This window comes from Alteromonas sp. KUL150, assembly GCF_009811475.1.
Lineage (GTDB): Bacteria > Pseudomonadota > Gammaproteobacteria > Enterobacterales > Alteromonadaceae > Alteromonas > Alteromonas gracilis.
The window spans coordinates 45,344-60,542 of record NZ_BLIJ01000037.1 but is presented as its reverse complement, the minus strand read 5'-3'; the positions used below and the strand labels follow the sequence as shown (position 1 = coordinate 60,542).

Genomic DNA, 15,199 nt, shown 5'->3' with positions numbered 1-15,199 from the left:
CTACTCGTTACCTTCTTTTAGCTTCTCTTTTTCAGTGAGATACTCTTCAAACGAAGGCGGTAGAGAAAGTTCGTCATCCCATTGAGGCATACTTGGTGTTTCGGCTGACGGCATCAAAGATACACCGTCCTGCTGACGCTTAAGTTGAAGCGCACGGATATAGTTGTACTTGCGATGACTAATGGCATTCATGGTCGCACCATCTCGCACAATTGTGGGCTTTAAGAAGACCATTAGGTTGCGCTTACGCTTACTTGTTGATGTGCTCTTAAACAGGTGACCAAGAATAGGAATATCACCAAGCAGCGGTACTTTAGATACGCTTTCCTGAACGTCTTCATCTATAAGGCCGCCAAGAACGATAGTACCGCCGTCATCTACAATTACTGTAGTTTTGATTTCACGCTTGTTAATTGAGATATCTACCGAGGTTGCACCGCTCACGCTCGACACTTCTTGTTCGATAAGAAGCTGTACTGCATCGCCCTCGTTAATTTGCGGCGTCACTTTCAGTTTGATACCTACTTCTTGACGATCAACGGTTTGGAACGGGTTCGAGTTATTCGCACCGGTTGTTGTGCCCGTAATAATAGGTACTTCCTGACCTACGATGAAAAATGCTTCTTCGTTGTCCATGGTGGTTAGGTGTGGCGTGGCAAGAATATTCGAGTTGGTATCCGTGCTTACCGCTTGAACCACTGCGCCCCAGCCGTTTTCAATAACGCCAGCTATCATGCCGTTAGCGCCACCAAGCAAGCTGGCAAGCGCGGTAAAATCACCTTCAATTGTGTCTGTGGTCTCTACTACTTCGCCGTTGGCTGTGATATTCGTTTGCGTGGTTTCTCGGTCTTCGGCTTGACGTAGTGCAACCGCCAACGACCCAACACCTATAACGCCGTTATTAAATTGTGTGCCGCCACCCTCTTCTGAGACCCACTGTACACCTAAGGTTGCGCCGTCGCCTTCAAAGACTTCAACAATAATGGCTTCAACCTGCACCTGCGCGCGACGAATATCAAGCTGTCTTACCACTTCTTCCAACGAGCGCATCATATCGGGCTCTGCAGTGATAACGATAGCGTTCGAATCTTCATGTGCATCAATACTAATTTCGCGATTTGAGCCCGCACGGCGGTTTGTGCTGGTACTGCCTTGCTCTTCTGCCTGAATACTGGCTGAAACGCCCTGTAAGACTTTAACTAAGTCTTCCGCTTTTGCGTAATTTAAAAACATAACGCGAGTGTTGCCATTAGACTCAAGTTCTTGGTCCATGCGCTGAATAAGGTTAATAAGACGCTGACGTGCTTTAACATCGCCACTTACAATGACAGAGTTTGTTCTGTCGTCTGCAACCGCGCGCGGCTCAGACTTACCACCTGTATTTGCTTTGCCCTGAGACTTGTTGATGCTGTCGATAATGCGCACCATTTCTGATGCAGAAGCATAACGCAGCTTTACAATTTCAACTTCTTCGTCACCAGCGCGGTCTACACGTTCAATGATCTCTACCAAGCGGTTAACCACCGCAGCGCGGCCTGTCAGCATCATCACGTTTGATGGGTCGTGGCTTACCACGTTACCGCCGCCCGCTTGATCATTCAACTGCCGTAAAATTGGAGCAAGTTCACGTACCGGTACGTTATATACAGGAACTACGCGGGTAATAAACTCATCACCGTCTTGCTCTGCACCTTCCACAACCGGAATGTTTGAGGTTTTCGCGTCTTTAGAACGCACAACTTTTAAAATACCGCTTGGCATTTCTACAACGGCGAAATCGTAAACTTGGAGTACGTTAAGGAAAAATTGGTAATACTGATCTTCATTGAGCATGTCATAGCTGCGTACGCTTATTTTTCCACGTACGTTAGGGTCGACAATAATGGTGCGCTCAAGATTTTTACCAACAATATTAATAAACTCATTGATATCGGTATCTTTGAAATTAGGCATGTACTCAGCGGCCGTCACCGAGAAACACAGAAGCGCTGTACACATGGCTGTGCCTAAGCGAGATAATAGTTTATGGCTAGTGCGCCTTTTCATTCTAACTTCCTTCATTTCCTAACCTGTCGATGGCTTAATGGCTTCGTAATAGTCAGTGCATGCCTAATCTAATAAGGACGAGTCGTTACCGTTTTAGTTGTTGTTACGCCTCGGGTAAATCTAGATATAGCGTGGTTAAGCTGCCATCTCGAATAATCGTTAATTCTATATTTTGTGCATTGCGTAGCTCAGACAGTGCCTCTTGCGATTGTTGCAAGTCGGTAAGGTCTAGCCCATTAATTTGGGTAATAACATCGCCTGCCTGAAGGCCCGCTGACTTAAATAACTCAGGCTCTTTTCCGGGGCTTACCTGATAACCGATAAGCTGGCCTTCTTCCGTTTTCGGCGATATTGAAATGAAATCAGTGAAGCTTGCAGGGCGCTCTCTAAGTGCAGCAGTTGCCTCTAGCGCCTCGTCACTCAACTCAACCTCTGCATCTTCGTCGTCTTCTGGCGCTGGTCGGTTTCTTGCCTGCGCTTCACGGCGTCGGTTTGCTTCTTCATAATCAATGCCGTCAAGCATCAAGGTTTCGTTTCTCGCCCCGTTTTTGATGATTACGCGGTCGTTATACACTTTTTGGAGCGTGGCATTAGTGCCCTCAATTTTTTCGCCCAGCCCATAAACAGCTTGGCTGCCGCGGTTTTCTATAATAGCGGTACCCGCTTCTTGCTCTGAGCTTGCGACCACACCAGTAAGGGTTAAGTTTAGTCGTGTTTCTGGCGCGTCGGTTACTTCGGCAACCGGTTCGGCAGGTTTAGCCGCCGCGTTACCAAATAAGTTTAGCTGTTGTATTTTGGCAATATTGACCCCACCTTTGCCAGATGACGAAGAAATCACCGGAGCTCGGCTTGCTGTGGGTGTCGCAGATAATTGAGGTTCGGGTATAATTTGCCACACGAGTTTGGCAGCAAAAGCAATTAAATACAGGCTAAGCAGAACCACTACTATTGTATGTAGCTGTTTTTGGTGCTGGTTTAGATAAACAACCAGAGAATGTGGATTGGGTTTATTGAATGTCATGCTGCCACTGATGGTACTGCTTTATTATAATATAGTGAATTTTTGGTTAACCGTGCTTTAGCAAACCCATAATAGCCTAGTAAAGGTGAGGGTCACAACACTAAAGCTACACCATTACGAAATTATTACATGAGCCAATTGGAAAGTAACAATACAACACAAAATGTCAGGCTGGACAAGTGGCTATGGGCTGCAAGGTTCTTTAAAACCCGTGCGGTAGCCAGAGACATGGTGCAGTCGGGAAAGGTCCAGTACAACGGGCAACGAGCCAAACCTGGTAAGCATGTAGAGCTTGGCGCCACGATTAAAGTTCCCGCCGGATGGGATATTCGTGAAATTAAGGTGCTAGGCTTAAGTGATAAGCGCTTGAGCGCGCCCCTTGCACAAACGCTTTTTGAAGAAACTGACGAAAGTGTAACAAAACGTGAAGAAAACCAAGCTGCCCGTAAAATGAATGCATTTCACAGTCCTAAACCAGATCATAGGCCTGACAAAAAGCAGCGACGACAGATTATTAAATTCAAGCAGCAGTAATGCGCTGCTCAACAGGATTATTTATGAGCGATTTCGATCAATTACACCGCTTCTTATTTACGCAAGCTAACGTTCGTGGCGAGCTAGTGCGCCTTGACGAGAGCTTAAAGCAAATTGTGCACAGCTATGAGTACCCTGTGCAAATTCAAATCTTGCTAAGTGAAATGGCAGCGGCAACATCATTGTTAACGGCAACCCTAAAGTTCAAAGGTGAAATTTCACTGCAAATTCAAAGCAAGGGGCCTGTGAGCTATGCGGTGTTAAACGCTACTCATGAACAAACGCTTCGCGGCGTAGCACGTTGGGATGAAACGTTGGAAAGTTTGCCTGAAACCTTTTCAGAACTTTTGTCGCAGGCAGTACTAGTTATTACCATTACACCAGATGAAGGCGAACGCTATCAGGGTGTTGTAGCGCTAGACAAGCCTTCTCTTGCTGAATGTATTGAAGGCTATTTTGCTCAGTCTGAGCAACTCGCGACCAGCGTTCACCTTATGACGGATATGAGCGACCCTAAAAACGCAAAAGCGTCAGGCGTGCTTCTTCAGGTACTGCCTACCGATGCTAGCGCTACCGATGTGTCGCAAGCGAATGAGTTTGCTCATATCTCTAAACTTACTCAAACACTCACAAAAGAAGAGATGTTTTCTTTATCAGTTGAAGACATTTTATATCGTCTTTACCATCAGGAAGACGTGGAAGTGTATCCAGCAAAAGACGTTACGTTTGCGTGCTCGTGTTCAAAAGAGCGCAGCGCAGAGGCGCTCCGTCATGTGGAAAAGTCTGAGCTTCACGCAATTATCGCTGAAGAAGGGGCGATAAAAATGAATTGTCAGTACTGCCATACTGAATACAGTTTTGACAGTATCGACGTTGAAGCCATTCATAGCGGTAATTTTGATGTGTCATCATCTAACCAGTAAACCTTAACTGTTTAAGCGGTGGCAAAAAGAACACGCCAGAAGCACCTAATTCACTAGGTGCTTTTTTATTTCACTTTAGAATTTCTTCGCAAACCTAATTTACAAGATAAGAGGCGAAACAATACTTAACTCATGGTTAAAAATTAACCAGCGGTAATGGTTCCCCTTATCGTCTCTCAATGTCACTTCATAGGATTTCAAATATTTGAAAGTTTTTAAAAATACTTTCTTCGTTTTTTATTTCTTTTTATTTTGAAATTCATCGATCAATCACGTGCTCTTAACCACAAATATCGCATATATACCGAAGGAAAATGCTTTTCCTGTAATTAATTTACAATATTTGTGAAAATGGCATGCCGAATATAGTGATTATACTTTTTAAAAATGCGCGTTAGGCCTTGTTTACATTACAATCGAAGAGGTGATACTTTTTTGAAAGTGCTTTTGAAAAATTACATATAGGGTAACAGCCATGACCGCAGCAGCCTCAATTCAAACGGAACTGAAAGTAACGCCACTCACTGATCTGCCTAACGCAGAACTTATCGAACGCGCTGTATTGCGCGGCGAAGGTGTATTAGATAAAAACGGCGCCCTTGTCGTCGAAACCGGCAAACGTACTGGTCGCTCTCCAAACGATCGTTTTATCGTGAAAGAGCCAACGACCGAAAACGATATCGATTGGGGCAAGGTAAACAAGCCTTTTGATGCTGACAAGTTCGATGCGCTGTGGGACAGAGTAGAGGCTTATCTTTCTACCCAAGAACACTTTCTTTCACACCTTCAGGTGGGTTCAGACCCTGAGCACGCGTTATCTCTTGAAGTAAGAACGCAAACTGCTTGGCAGCACGTGTTTGCTCGTAATCTATTTATTATTCCAGAACAGTGGAACGTGAAAGGCGACCAGCCTTGGCAAATCTTAAACGTTCCTGGTTTCACTTGCGAACCAGAGCGTGACGGTACAAACAGCGACGGCACAGTTATCATTAATTTCGCTAAAAAGCGTGTATTGCTTGCGGGCATGCGTTACGCAGGTGAAATGAAAAAAGCCATGTTCTCAGTGCAAAACTTCCTGCTTCCAGCAAAAGATGTGCTACCTATGCACTGCTCTGCCAACGTGGGCGAAGAAGGCGATGTGACCTTGTTCTTTGGCCTTTCAGGCACAGGTAAAACTACGCTTTCAGCCGATCCTAAGCGTTTCTTGATTGGTGATGACGAGCACGGCTGGGCACCAGGTAGCGTATTTAATATCGAAGGCGGTTGTTACGCTAAATGTATCGATCTTTCTCAAAAGAACGAGCCAGTAATTTGGAATGCCATTAAGTTTGGTACCATCCTAGAAAACGTAGTGCTTGATGAAACACGCACGCCAGATTATACCGACACGTCGCTAACTCAAAACTCACGTGCGGCCTACCCGCTTTCTCATATCGAAAAGCGCGTTGCTGAAAACCGTGGCGGCGAACCTCGCTCAGTGGTATTTCTAACATGTGACGTAAGTGGCGTATTGCCTCCTGTTTCTGTACTTACTGAAGAAGCTGCGGCGTATCACTTCCTAAGTGGTTACACAGCGAAAGTAGGCTCTACTGAAATTGGTTCTACTAGCGATATCGAATCAACCTTCTCAACCTGTTTTGGTGCGCCTTTCTTCCCGCGTCCAGCAGGCGTATATGCAGAACTTCTGATTAAGCGCGTGAAAGCGTTTGGTGCAAAGGTTTACTTAGTTAATACCGGTTGGACTGGTGGCCCTTACGGCACAGGTAACCGTTTTGATATCCCTACTACGCGCGCCATCATTGATGCCATTGTATCGGGTAACTTGGCCGATGTTGAAACCCAGCACATTGACGCGTTAAACCTAGATGTGCCAGTGGCAATAGACGGTGTAGACAGCAATTTGCTTGTGCCTCAAAACACGTGGGCAGACAAAGAGAAGTACAACGAATACGCCGCTAACTTAGTTAACGACTTTAAACAGAACTTTGAAAAATACGACGTTAGCGACGCTATCGTTAAAGCCGGGCCGGGTAACTAATACTCGGTCCGCCCCTTCCCAACGTTCATCACACTCAACGTGATTGATGTTTTGCCCGCACCCTGTTGCGGGCTTTTTTTGTATTGTTGTTAACAAATTTAACATTATGAATACGTATGTTTATTTAAGTTGAGCAATGCACTAGCTATCATTCACCGTACACAAGTAGGCTTTAATTAAGCGCGCTTCGTTAATTAAGTGCGGCTCGCTAATTAGGTGCGCTTCGCTATGAAGCATAAAGAAGGTTTTGAGCATGATAGACAGGAAACAGCGTATAGCACTTGCATGTGCTGGTTTGGCATTTTTCTCGGTAAATACGGTAGCCGAAGTTCAAACAGCGACACTCGAAAAAGCAACGCTAAATATTGATACGGATACCAATGACTTCACGATAAGCGCGTTGCACGATAGTGGCTTTCAAGTAACGTATCTTACTGATGATAATGGCACTCCTTACGCAAATCTACCGTCTATGGCGCTTCCCGAGCCCGCGTTGACTGATGTTACAAACAAAAAAGCTAATGATGTAGAGCTAGTTGAAACTGCGACGACCCTAATCTTAAAACTCAATAATATTGCAGCGCATGTTGATAAGGCGACGCACGCTATCAGCTATTCTATTAACGGCAAAATTGTCGCGAAAGAGCAAGGTGGACTAAGTATTTCCAGTAACGGCGTTAGCCTGTCGTTTGCGTTAGATGAAGACGAAAAGCTTTATGGCGGTGGGCAGCGTGTGTTGGGTATGAATCGTCGTGGTAACACTATGCCGCTTTATAACAAGGCCCATTATGGTTACACCACCTCATCGAATCAGATGTATTTTGGCTTATCCGCGGTGATGTCTTCTAAACACTACAGCGTGCTTTTTGATAACACTGCCTCCGGTCAGCTTGATATAGGCAGCAGCACACCTGATGAACTTTTATTTACTGCACAGGGTGGTCGTGCCAGTTACATCATGGTATTGGGTGAAAGCTTGGCTGACACTGTGCAATCTACTGTTGCGGTAACGGGCAAACAGCCTCTACCTCCGCGCTGGCTACTGGGTAACTTCGCGTCTCGTTTCGGTTATAAATCGCAAGATGAAGTCACAAGCGTAGTCGATGCCTTTAATACGCAAGATATTCCCGTTGACGCTGTAGTGCTGGATTTATACTGGTTTGGTAAAGACATTCAGGGCCATATGGGTAACTTGAATTGGGACAGTGAGACGTTTCCCGAGCCAGAGAAAATGATTAGTGAACTTCGCAATCAAGACGTAAAAACCGTGCTTATAACAGAGCCGTTTATTCTGACAACGTCAAGGCAATGGGAAAGCGCCGTTGCCAATAATGCTCTTGCTCAAAACGACAATGGTATGCCTTATACCTTCGACTTTTACTTTGGCAATACCGGCCTTGTTGATGTGTTCAATGAAGCGGGCCAAGACTGGTTTTGGCAATATTATGAAAAGCTAGCCGCACAGGGCGTTGCTGGCTGGTGGGGCGACTTGGGTGAGCCTGAGGTTCACCCTGATGATATTCAGCACACCTGGAGCAACGCCGGCCTCGGTAATAAGACGGTGAGCGGTGCTGAAGTACATAACGGTTATGGTCATCAGTGGGCGAAAACCGTGTATAACAATTTAACCGAGCTGCAACCTGATACACGCCCGTTTATTCTCATGCGTTCAGGCTTTTTGGGCAGCCAGCGTTACGGTATGGTGCCGTGGACGGGCGATGTAAGTCGAAGCTGGGGCGGATTTAAGCCTCAGGTAGAGTTGGCACTTCAAATGAGTGTTTTTGGAATGGCGTATACCCATTCCGACTTAGGTGGGTTTGCTGGAGGTGAAATTTTTGATGCCGAGCTTTATACAAGATGGCTTCAGTTCGGTACTTTTTCACCGGTATTTAGGCCTCATGCTCAAGATAATATTGCGCCAGAGCCGATTTTCCATGCTGACCCGGTAAAGTCGATTGCGCGTAAGTTTATCCAGCTTCGCTACGACATGCTGCCGTATAACTATTCACTGGCTTTTGAAAATGCGCTTTACGGTACGCCTTTAATGCGTCCATTAGCCATGAAGTACGGTGAAAGCGATTGGTTTGAAAATACAGAGAGTTATTTGTGGGGTGATGCACTGTTAGTTTCGCCTGTTACTAGCCCAAACCAAGTTGCGTGGTCAACAGCCCTTCCCGAAGGCGTGTGGTTCGACTTTTTCTCTGACACGCGCTACCAAGGAGAGCAAACCGTTGATTACCCATTAACCCAAGATAACTTTCCTGTGTGGGTAAAAGCGGGCAGCTTAATGCCAATGACTAAAGGGCTTAGCCGCACAGAGCAGTTTGATACACGTAAAATAGAAATGCATTACTGGCATGACAATTCAGTAAATTCATCTTCATATACTTATTACGAGGATGATGGCAAAAATCCAGCGTCTGTTGAAAAAGGCTTGTACACAAAGCTACATGTTCGTTCGTCTGTAGATGAAAACGCTGCTTTAACCCTAACGCTTGATAGCGAGGGCAGCTATATTGGTATGCCCAAACAACGAAATATCACCTACGTAATACATGGTTTGAGGGATAAACCACAAAGCGTTTCAATTGATGGTAACAGTGTACCGGTAACGTGGGATGATAAAGGGAAAACGCTTTCACTTGCATTTTCATGCGACTATCAGCAATCTGTAGAGGTATTGATCATGTGATAATAGAGGGTACTGACGAGGTTATATAAAAAGTCAGTTTCCCTAAGGGTTCACGTTGTGGTTAAGGGCGCACCTCTACGCTGTGCCCTTTCGTCTATATCTGATGTATTCGCACTGATATCAACCATGGAGCCTAAATGAGCCGACTTCCCGCCACTATTGTTATCTTTGCCGGTTTTTTCTTAATCGGTAAATTATTTTTGCTATGGGGAATTCTGCTGCCTGATATTGCGGCCGACCTTCAAATGTCTGAGGTAGTCAGTGGTGCGCTTTTCTCCCTCTTCTCTGTGGGCATGATGTTAGGTGCGGTGATTGGCGGTAAATATGTCAGTCGCTTCGAGTACATGCCTCTTTTAGCCACCCTGTTCAGTATAAACACTGTGCTTCTGCTGATGGTGTCGGTTCTATCATCATGGCAATGGTTTTTAGTGCTTGCCGTACTTATTGGCGTGGTGAGTTCGACCATTTTTACCATTGGGCACACGCTTATAGCCCGAATGTATGCCGAAAAACGTTTCACTATGATGGGACTGATGGATTTCATGTTTAGCCTTGGAACCTTTGCTGCTTCATTTTTCGTAACGCTGTTATACCTGGTCGACCAAAACTGGCGACTTCCCATTCAGGTTCTAGCTGGAGTAATGGTGCTACTGGCTTGCTATACTTTTATAGCCGCCCGCTCACAGGCCAAGGTGCTTAAAGGCCAGCCTAAGGCCCCGAAAAAGACGTTGGCATTTGGCGTTATTATTAAACAGCCGGTTTTTATTTTTATGGCCCTGCTTTCTTTTGGTTATGGTGCAGTAGAGTTCGGTAATGCCAACTGGTTTGTTAGCTACGCACAAAATGGTTTAGGATTCACCGGTGAGCAATCACGTAACCTTCTGGCTTGCTTCACCGCAGGCATGGTATTAAGTCGCTTAACGTTCCCTTTTTTGCTTCGCTTTGTCTCTGTGCACCGCTTAATCGTATTCATGGCGACTGCCTCGTTAGCAGGGGTATTTGCTCTTAAGCTAATGCCTAGCATGTACGGCATTGGCGCGGGTAATCTTCTACTAGGGCTTGGCTTAGGCGGGCTGTTTCCTCTAATGCTATCTGCCGCTATGAATATCGACAGTGATAACGGCCCTGTACTGTCCGGGATTGCTATTATTGGCAACTCTACCGGCGTACAGGTAGCGTCATTTTCAACGGGGCTGTGGGCGAATTTTGTACCGCTCACCACGGCGTTCTGGGTTATTCCTATTGGTGGATGTTTGTTATGGCTAGCCTCGTATGGCTACAGCCGCAAAATTAAGTACCACGATAGGCCCGCTTAAAATCTATTATCATTAAATAAGCGAGTATTAAGCGCTCTACTTTTTGTCGGGCAGTTCAGCCAAATAGGGCAGATAGAACTCGGCAACCAAGCCTTGTTGAGGGTGATTTCTCAAGGTTACTTCCCCATCATGGGCTTCAACAATACGCCTAATGATAGCGAGACCTAAGCCAGAGCCAGAAGAATTTCTGGCTTTGTCACCTTGAGCGAAAGGCATGAAAAGCGATGTTAATTGATCATCTGGAATGCCCGGGCCGAAATCTCGAACCTTGCAATATACGCGTTTTTCATGGCGATTGTAAAAGCTGCTGATAGCGATATTGTCCGAGCCATACTTAAACGCATTTTCTATCAGGTTATCAATCACTCGCTTCATCGCAATGCGTTTTAGTGACAAGGGAGGAATGGCATTTAGTTTCAGTTCAATATGATGCTTATCATCTAGGTGCCTTGCTTGAACAAGCTCTGCGATAATGGCGTTTAAATCGGTTTCTTGAGTCGCTTCTTCGGTATCGTAACGCGCATAATCAATGAACTGATCGATAATAGCGTTCATGTCTTCTATGTCGTTCACAATACCGTCTTTTATCCAATCTTGGTCTTCGGGCAGCATTTCTGAGGCAAGGCGGATACGAGTGAGCGGCGTGCGCAAGTCGTGGGAAATACCTGCTGTCATGATATTTCTGTCATTCTCAAGCTGCTTAATGCCCTGATTCATTCGGTTGAAGGCGCGAGTCACTTGAATCATTTCAGTGCTGCCTTGTTCGCGAAGAGGGGCTGGATGCTCACCTTTACCCACAGAAATTGCCGCTTTTTGAAGTGCAGATAAAGGGCGAGTCATACGTCTTACAAACAACCATCCGCCTGCCACACTCAATATGCCAATAACCATAAGATACATAGTCAGTGGGGAGATATTCGCTTCGTTTAGCCCTGAAATGGGGATAGAAATCCAGGTGTCTGGATAACGGTTTAGCGATATCCAGACAATGTAGGGGGCATTTTCGTCGCTGGCTTGCCCTGTGGTGCTGATACGTACGTCCGCAAGTTGATTGAGCCGCTCGCTCACTTGCGACGAAATATAATTGTAGTAAACAGCGCTCTCTAAACCATTTCTTCTCGCTATGCTTTCATCGAACACTTGTACCTGCGTTTTTTCAAAATAGCGATCACGGGTTTCTTGGTTGGTCACTAGCAAGTCGTTAGCGAGTACGGACTTAACTTGCGTTGCCAGTAAGCTATTGATTTGCTGATAACTTGGCTGGATAAAATAATAGGTAACCGAGATGTAGGACACTATCTGGTTAATAAGCAGCAGCACGCCAATAAGCATGACGGTTTGGCCGAATGCACTTTTAGGAATTAAACGCATTACACACCGCCGCTTTGAGTCATGGGCCAGCGTTTGCAATGGCTATATGCACGCACGCAATCACGCGTCATGAGTAAACATACTTTAAAAACAAATCGTCCAAGATAGTCGTTCCCGCCGTATCGGTCACGAGGCTAGACTTGTTCGCCATCAGGCACGAAAACGTAGCCTAGTCCCCATACGGTTTGTATATAGCGAGGGTTGGCAGGGTCTTCTTCAAGCATTCTTCGCAAGCGGGAAACCTGGACATCGATACTGCGCTCTAACGCACTGTAGTCGCGTCCACGGGCTAAGTTCATTAGCTTATCTCGGGATAACGGCTCACGGGGGTGGGTAACCAAAGATTTTAATACTGCAAACTCACCGCTCGTTAGGGTTAAGGGTGTATCGCCAGCGCTCATTTCTCGGGTGGCAAGGTTAAGTTTGTAATTGCCAAACTCCACAATTTGTACATCTTTAGACGGCGCGCCGGGCGCTTCGCTGCTTCGTCTGCGCAATACCGCTTTCGCTCGGGCAAGCAGTTCTCGCGGGTTAAAAGGCTTAGGCAAATAGTCATCTGCACCCATTTCAAGGCCAATAATACGGTCTACTTCATCGCCTTTAGCGGTAAGCATAATAATGGGCATATCGTTTTCATGCTGGCGCAAACGGCGGCAAATAGACAACCCGTCCTCGCCCGGTAACATAAGGTCCAAAACCATCAAGTGGAAGTTCTCGCGTTCAAGTAATCTATCCATTTGTTCTGCGTTTGCTGCACTTCGAACTTGGTAGCCTTGCTCTAAAAGATAACGCTCTAACAGGCTGCGTAAGCGCATGTCATCATCAACAACGAGAATTTTAGAGGTTTCCTGACCCATACTCATACCTTTCGTTTTACTTTTGTTTCACTATAACCATTAGATGTGAAATACAAAAGCGAGAAAAGCGTAAAAGGCCGGGGATGTTTGTTACAAATAGTGTCTAGACAGAGAGGGACCGATGAGTAACTCGGCCTCCGAGCTCATTATCTTAATTTAGTACAAACCCTCAAAAACGAGGGTGTACTATTTATTGCGTGTTAATTGAACGTCACTACATTGAGCGCTTTGGCTTGTGCCGTACCGTTGAGTGTTTCTTGGTATAACCTTGTTATGGACTCGGAACCACAGTGAGTTTGTTCAATAAACTGATCACTAACTTTTGCGGCGAAGCGCTGCCATGCGGTGGCGTATTTAGCTAAGAAAGCTTCATGGCCCCATTCGCCTTGACGAAGCTTTACGCGCGCAGGCGCAAAGAAAATTTCTGCATTAAGCAGCTTCGGATTTGGTTTTTCCTGAGCCTGCCAGTCGGTAGCACCTATTAGCGTTACTTCCCTTAAACTGTCACCAAGCTGCTTGGCGAGGTTATTAATAAGCGTACCGTTGGCAGCAAAATCAAGCAGCCAAACGTTTTCTTCGCCGCCAACATCTTTACTAAACTCTGCGAGTTCGTCATAGCTGTATACAGCGTCGTAGCAGCCTGAATTGCTAACTGTATCAACATTGTTTGTGGAAGTTAGCCCCACTACGCGGTAGGTGGCTTTGCGAGAATGTTTTTGATCTTTAAGTAACTGGGCAGTGCCCAGCGCGGTTTTACTTGAGGCGCTCGATAGAAGCAATATTTTGTTGTCCGCTTTTTCGGCAACATAGTCATCGAGCACAAACGACGTCATATAAAGCGGTCTAAAATTGAGCTGCCATGCTTCACGGTTTTTATCGTATCCAGGGTCGGCAGCACAGCGAAGGTACTGGTCGTAAACCGGGCTAATACTTTTACGTGCTTCATGCACATCAGAGAAACAGTGAGGTGCAACTTTACCGGCTTTTATCACCCAGTGGCTTGCCATGGGCAGATACCCAAACACTTTTTCACCCACTTCAATATCGCTATGGCGCGAAGCTTTTACTGTGGCGAAACCCCATACTGGGACTATTCCAAACCCAGTATCGCTGCTGTCATTATTGTATTTAGCAGGAAAGAAGCCCCAGTAGCCCATTTTAAAACCCAGTGCTGCATAGGTAATGTTGTTGGCTGAAAAACCAAAGCTGTCTGTTTCAAGCAGTACTTCATCCTGTTGTAAGTCGTTGGTGTCTATATCGAGGTTAACCACTTTAGTGGCGGCGAGGTTTTGCTGGTCTACCCAAATTTGTTGGCTTTTTATTGTGGTCATAATAGGGCCTGCTGTGGTTTTATTAGGAACTAGGTCGAAACGCATTAATTATCTATGCGGATTGGTATTAACTACCTAGATTGGCGCAGGGATTCAGCCATTACGACTTACTGTTTTAAATATATGCCTATAGAAGGGATGTATATTGAACTTTATTCGTCGCTATTTAGCCAGTCCATCTGATGGCCTGCTCTGCGTTTCTTGTTTAAGATATCTTCAAGGAGCGGCGTTAAGATAAGCTCCATGGCTAAGCCCATTTTTCCGCCGGGTACAACCAGCGTGTTGATGCGAGACATAAATGCGCCGTCGATCATTTGCAGTAGATAAGGGAAGTCTACGGTTTTCATTTCCCGTCTAAACCTTACAACCACAAAGCTTTCATCTTGAGTTGGAATTTCACGTGCGCTAAACGGGTTTGAAGTATCAACCGTAGGGACGCGTTGGAAATTGACGTGAGTGCGCGAAAACTGAGGTGTAATGTAATGAAAGTAGTCGTCCAGACCTCGCACAATACTGCTCATTACTGCTTCACGAGAATGACCTCTGTCTGTGGTGTCGCGAACAATTTTTTGGATCCATTCCAAGTTCACAATAGGCACCATGCCCACAAGTAAATCTACATGTTTGGCAACGTCATTTTCTTCGGTTTTAACGCCGCCATGTAACCCCTCATAAAACAGTAAGTCGGTGTTCTTAGGCAAGTCTTGCCACGGAGTAAAAGTTCCAGGCATTTGATTGAACGGCACGGCTTCATCAAATGTATGAAGATATTGCCTAAATTGGCCAGTACCCGAACTTCCGTATTCTCTAAACAGCGTCTCAAGTAGTTCGAAATCGTTGGCTTTAGGACCAAAATAACTAATGTGTCTGCCTTGTTCTTGCGCTTTACGGATTTCCACTTCCATTTCCGGGCGAGTAAATCGGTGGAAACTATCACCGCCGACTACTGCAGCATTAACGTTTAAGTTCCTGAAAATATGGCGAATAGCGTTGGTCGTGGTTGTAGTACCCGCACCAGAAGAACCTGTTATAGCAATAATAGGGTGTTTGACAGACATAGGATTTCTTTT

General features: G+C 45.6%; 11 protein-coding genes. 5 read left to right on the top strand and 6 right to left on the bottom strand.

Features of this window, described 5'->3' with window-relative positions; translation table 11 throughout:
* Both gspD and gspC read right to left on the bottom strand, forming a co-directional pair.
* Positions 1 to 2,046 carry a type II secretion system secretin GspD gene (gspD, locus tag GVO62_RS08710; protein ID WP_159118610.1) on the bottom strand — a complete coding sequence of 682 codons (2,046 nt, stop codon included), beginning with the start codon at positions 2,044 to 2,046 and terminating at the stop codon, positions 1 to 3.
* Positions 2,047 to 2,149: 103 nt separating this feature from the next.
* Entirely contained in the window at positions 2,150 to 3,067 is a 918-nt protein-coding gene (gene gspC, locus GVO62_RS08705; RefSeq protein ID WP_159118609.1) for a type II secretion system protein GspC, read from the bottom strand.
* A 129-nt stretch (positions 3,068 to 3,196) separates the two neighbouring features.
* On the opposite strand from gspC, the gene hslR reads away from it, so the two are divergent.
* The 5 genes from hslR (at position 3,197) to GVO62_RS08680 (ending at position 10,570) form a co-directional block, all read left to right on the top strand.
* Positions 3,197 to 3,601 (top strand): ribosome-associated heat shock protein Hsp15, encoded by a 405-nt coding sequence (gene hslR, locus GVO62_RS08700; protein ID WP_105932498.1) that lies wholly within the window; start codon positions 3,197 to 3,199, stop codon positions 3,599 to 3,601.
* Positions 3,602 to 3,624: 23 nt separating this feature from the next.
* Positions 3,625 to 4,524 carry an Hsp33 family molecular chaperone HslO gene (gene hslO, locus GVO62_RS08695; protein ID WP_159118608.1) on the top strand — a complete coding sequence of 300 codons (900 nt, stop codon included), beginning with the start codon at positions 3,625 to 3,627 and terminating at the stop codon, positions 4,522 to 4,524.
* 475 nt (positions 4,525 to 4,999) lie between these two features.
* Positions 5,000 to 6,562 (top strand): phosphoenolpyruvate carboxykinase, encoded by a 1,563-nt coding sequence (locus GVO62_RS08690; protein ID WP_159118607.1) that lies wholly within the window; start codon positions 5,000 to 5,002, stop codon positions 6,560 to 6,562.
* A gap of 253 nt (positions 6,563 to 6,815) precedes the next feature.
* Positions 6,816 to 9,254 (top strand): TIM-barrel domain-containing protein, encoded by a 2,439-nt coding sequence (locus GVO62_RS08685; protein WP_159118606.1) that lies wholly within the window; start codon positions 6,816 to 6,818, stop codon positions 9,252 to 9,254.
* A gap of 137 nt (positions 9,255 to 9,391) precedes the next feature.
* Positions 9,392 to 10,570, top strand: a complete 1,179-nt coding sequence (locus GVO62_RS08680) for an MFS transporter (RefSeq protein WP_159118605.1) — start codon at positions 9,392 to 9,394, stop codon at positions 10,568 to 10,570.
* A 36-nt stretch (positions 10,571 to 10,606) separates the two neighbouring features.
* Here the strand turns inward: GVO62_RS08680 and envZ are convergent, their stop codons facing one another.
* The 4 genes from envZ to GVO62_RS08660 form a co-directional block, all read right to left on the bottom strand.
* Positions 10,607 to 11,941, bottom strand: a complete 1,335-nt coding sequence (gene envZ, locus GVO62_RS08675; protein WP_159118604.1) for a two-component system sensor histidine kinase EnvZ — start codon at positions 11,939 to 11,941, stop codon at positions 10,607 to 10,609.
* A 134-nt stretch (positions 11,942 to 12,075) separates the two neighbouring features.
* Positions 12,076 to 12,798, bottom strand: coding sequence for an osmolarity response regulator transcription factor OmpR (gene ompR / locus GVO62_RS08670; protein WP_105932714.1), 723 nt, complete (start codon positions 12,796 to 12,798; stop codon positions 12,076 to 12,078).
* A gap of 200 nt (positions 12,799 to 12,998) precedes the next feature.
* Positions 12,999 to 14,129, bottom strand: coding sequence for a DUF2855 family protein (locus GVO62_RS08665; protein WP_159118688.1), 1,131 nt, complete (start codon positions 14,127 to 14,129; stop codon positions 12,999 to 13,001).
* Between the two features lie 152 nt (positions 14,130 to 14,281).
* Positions 14,282 to 15,187 (bottom strand): phosphoribulokinase, encoded by a 906-nt coding sequence (locus GVO62_RS08660; protein ID WP_105932506.1) that lies wholly within the window; start codon positions 15,185 to 15,187, stop codon positions 14,282 to 14,284.
* Positions 15,188 to 15,199: the final 12 nt, after the last annotated feature.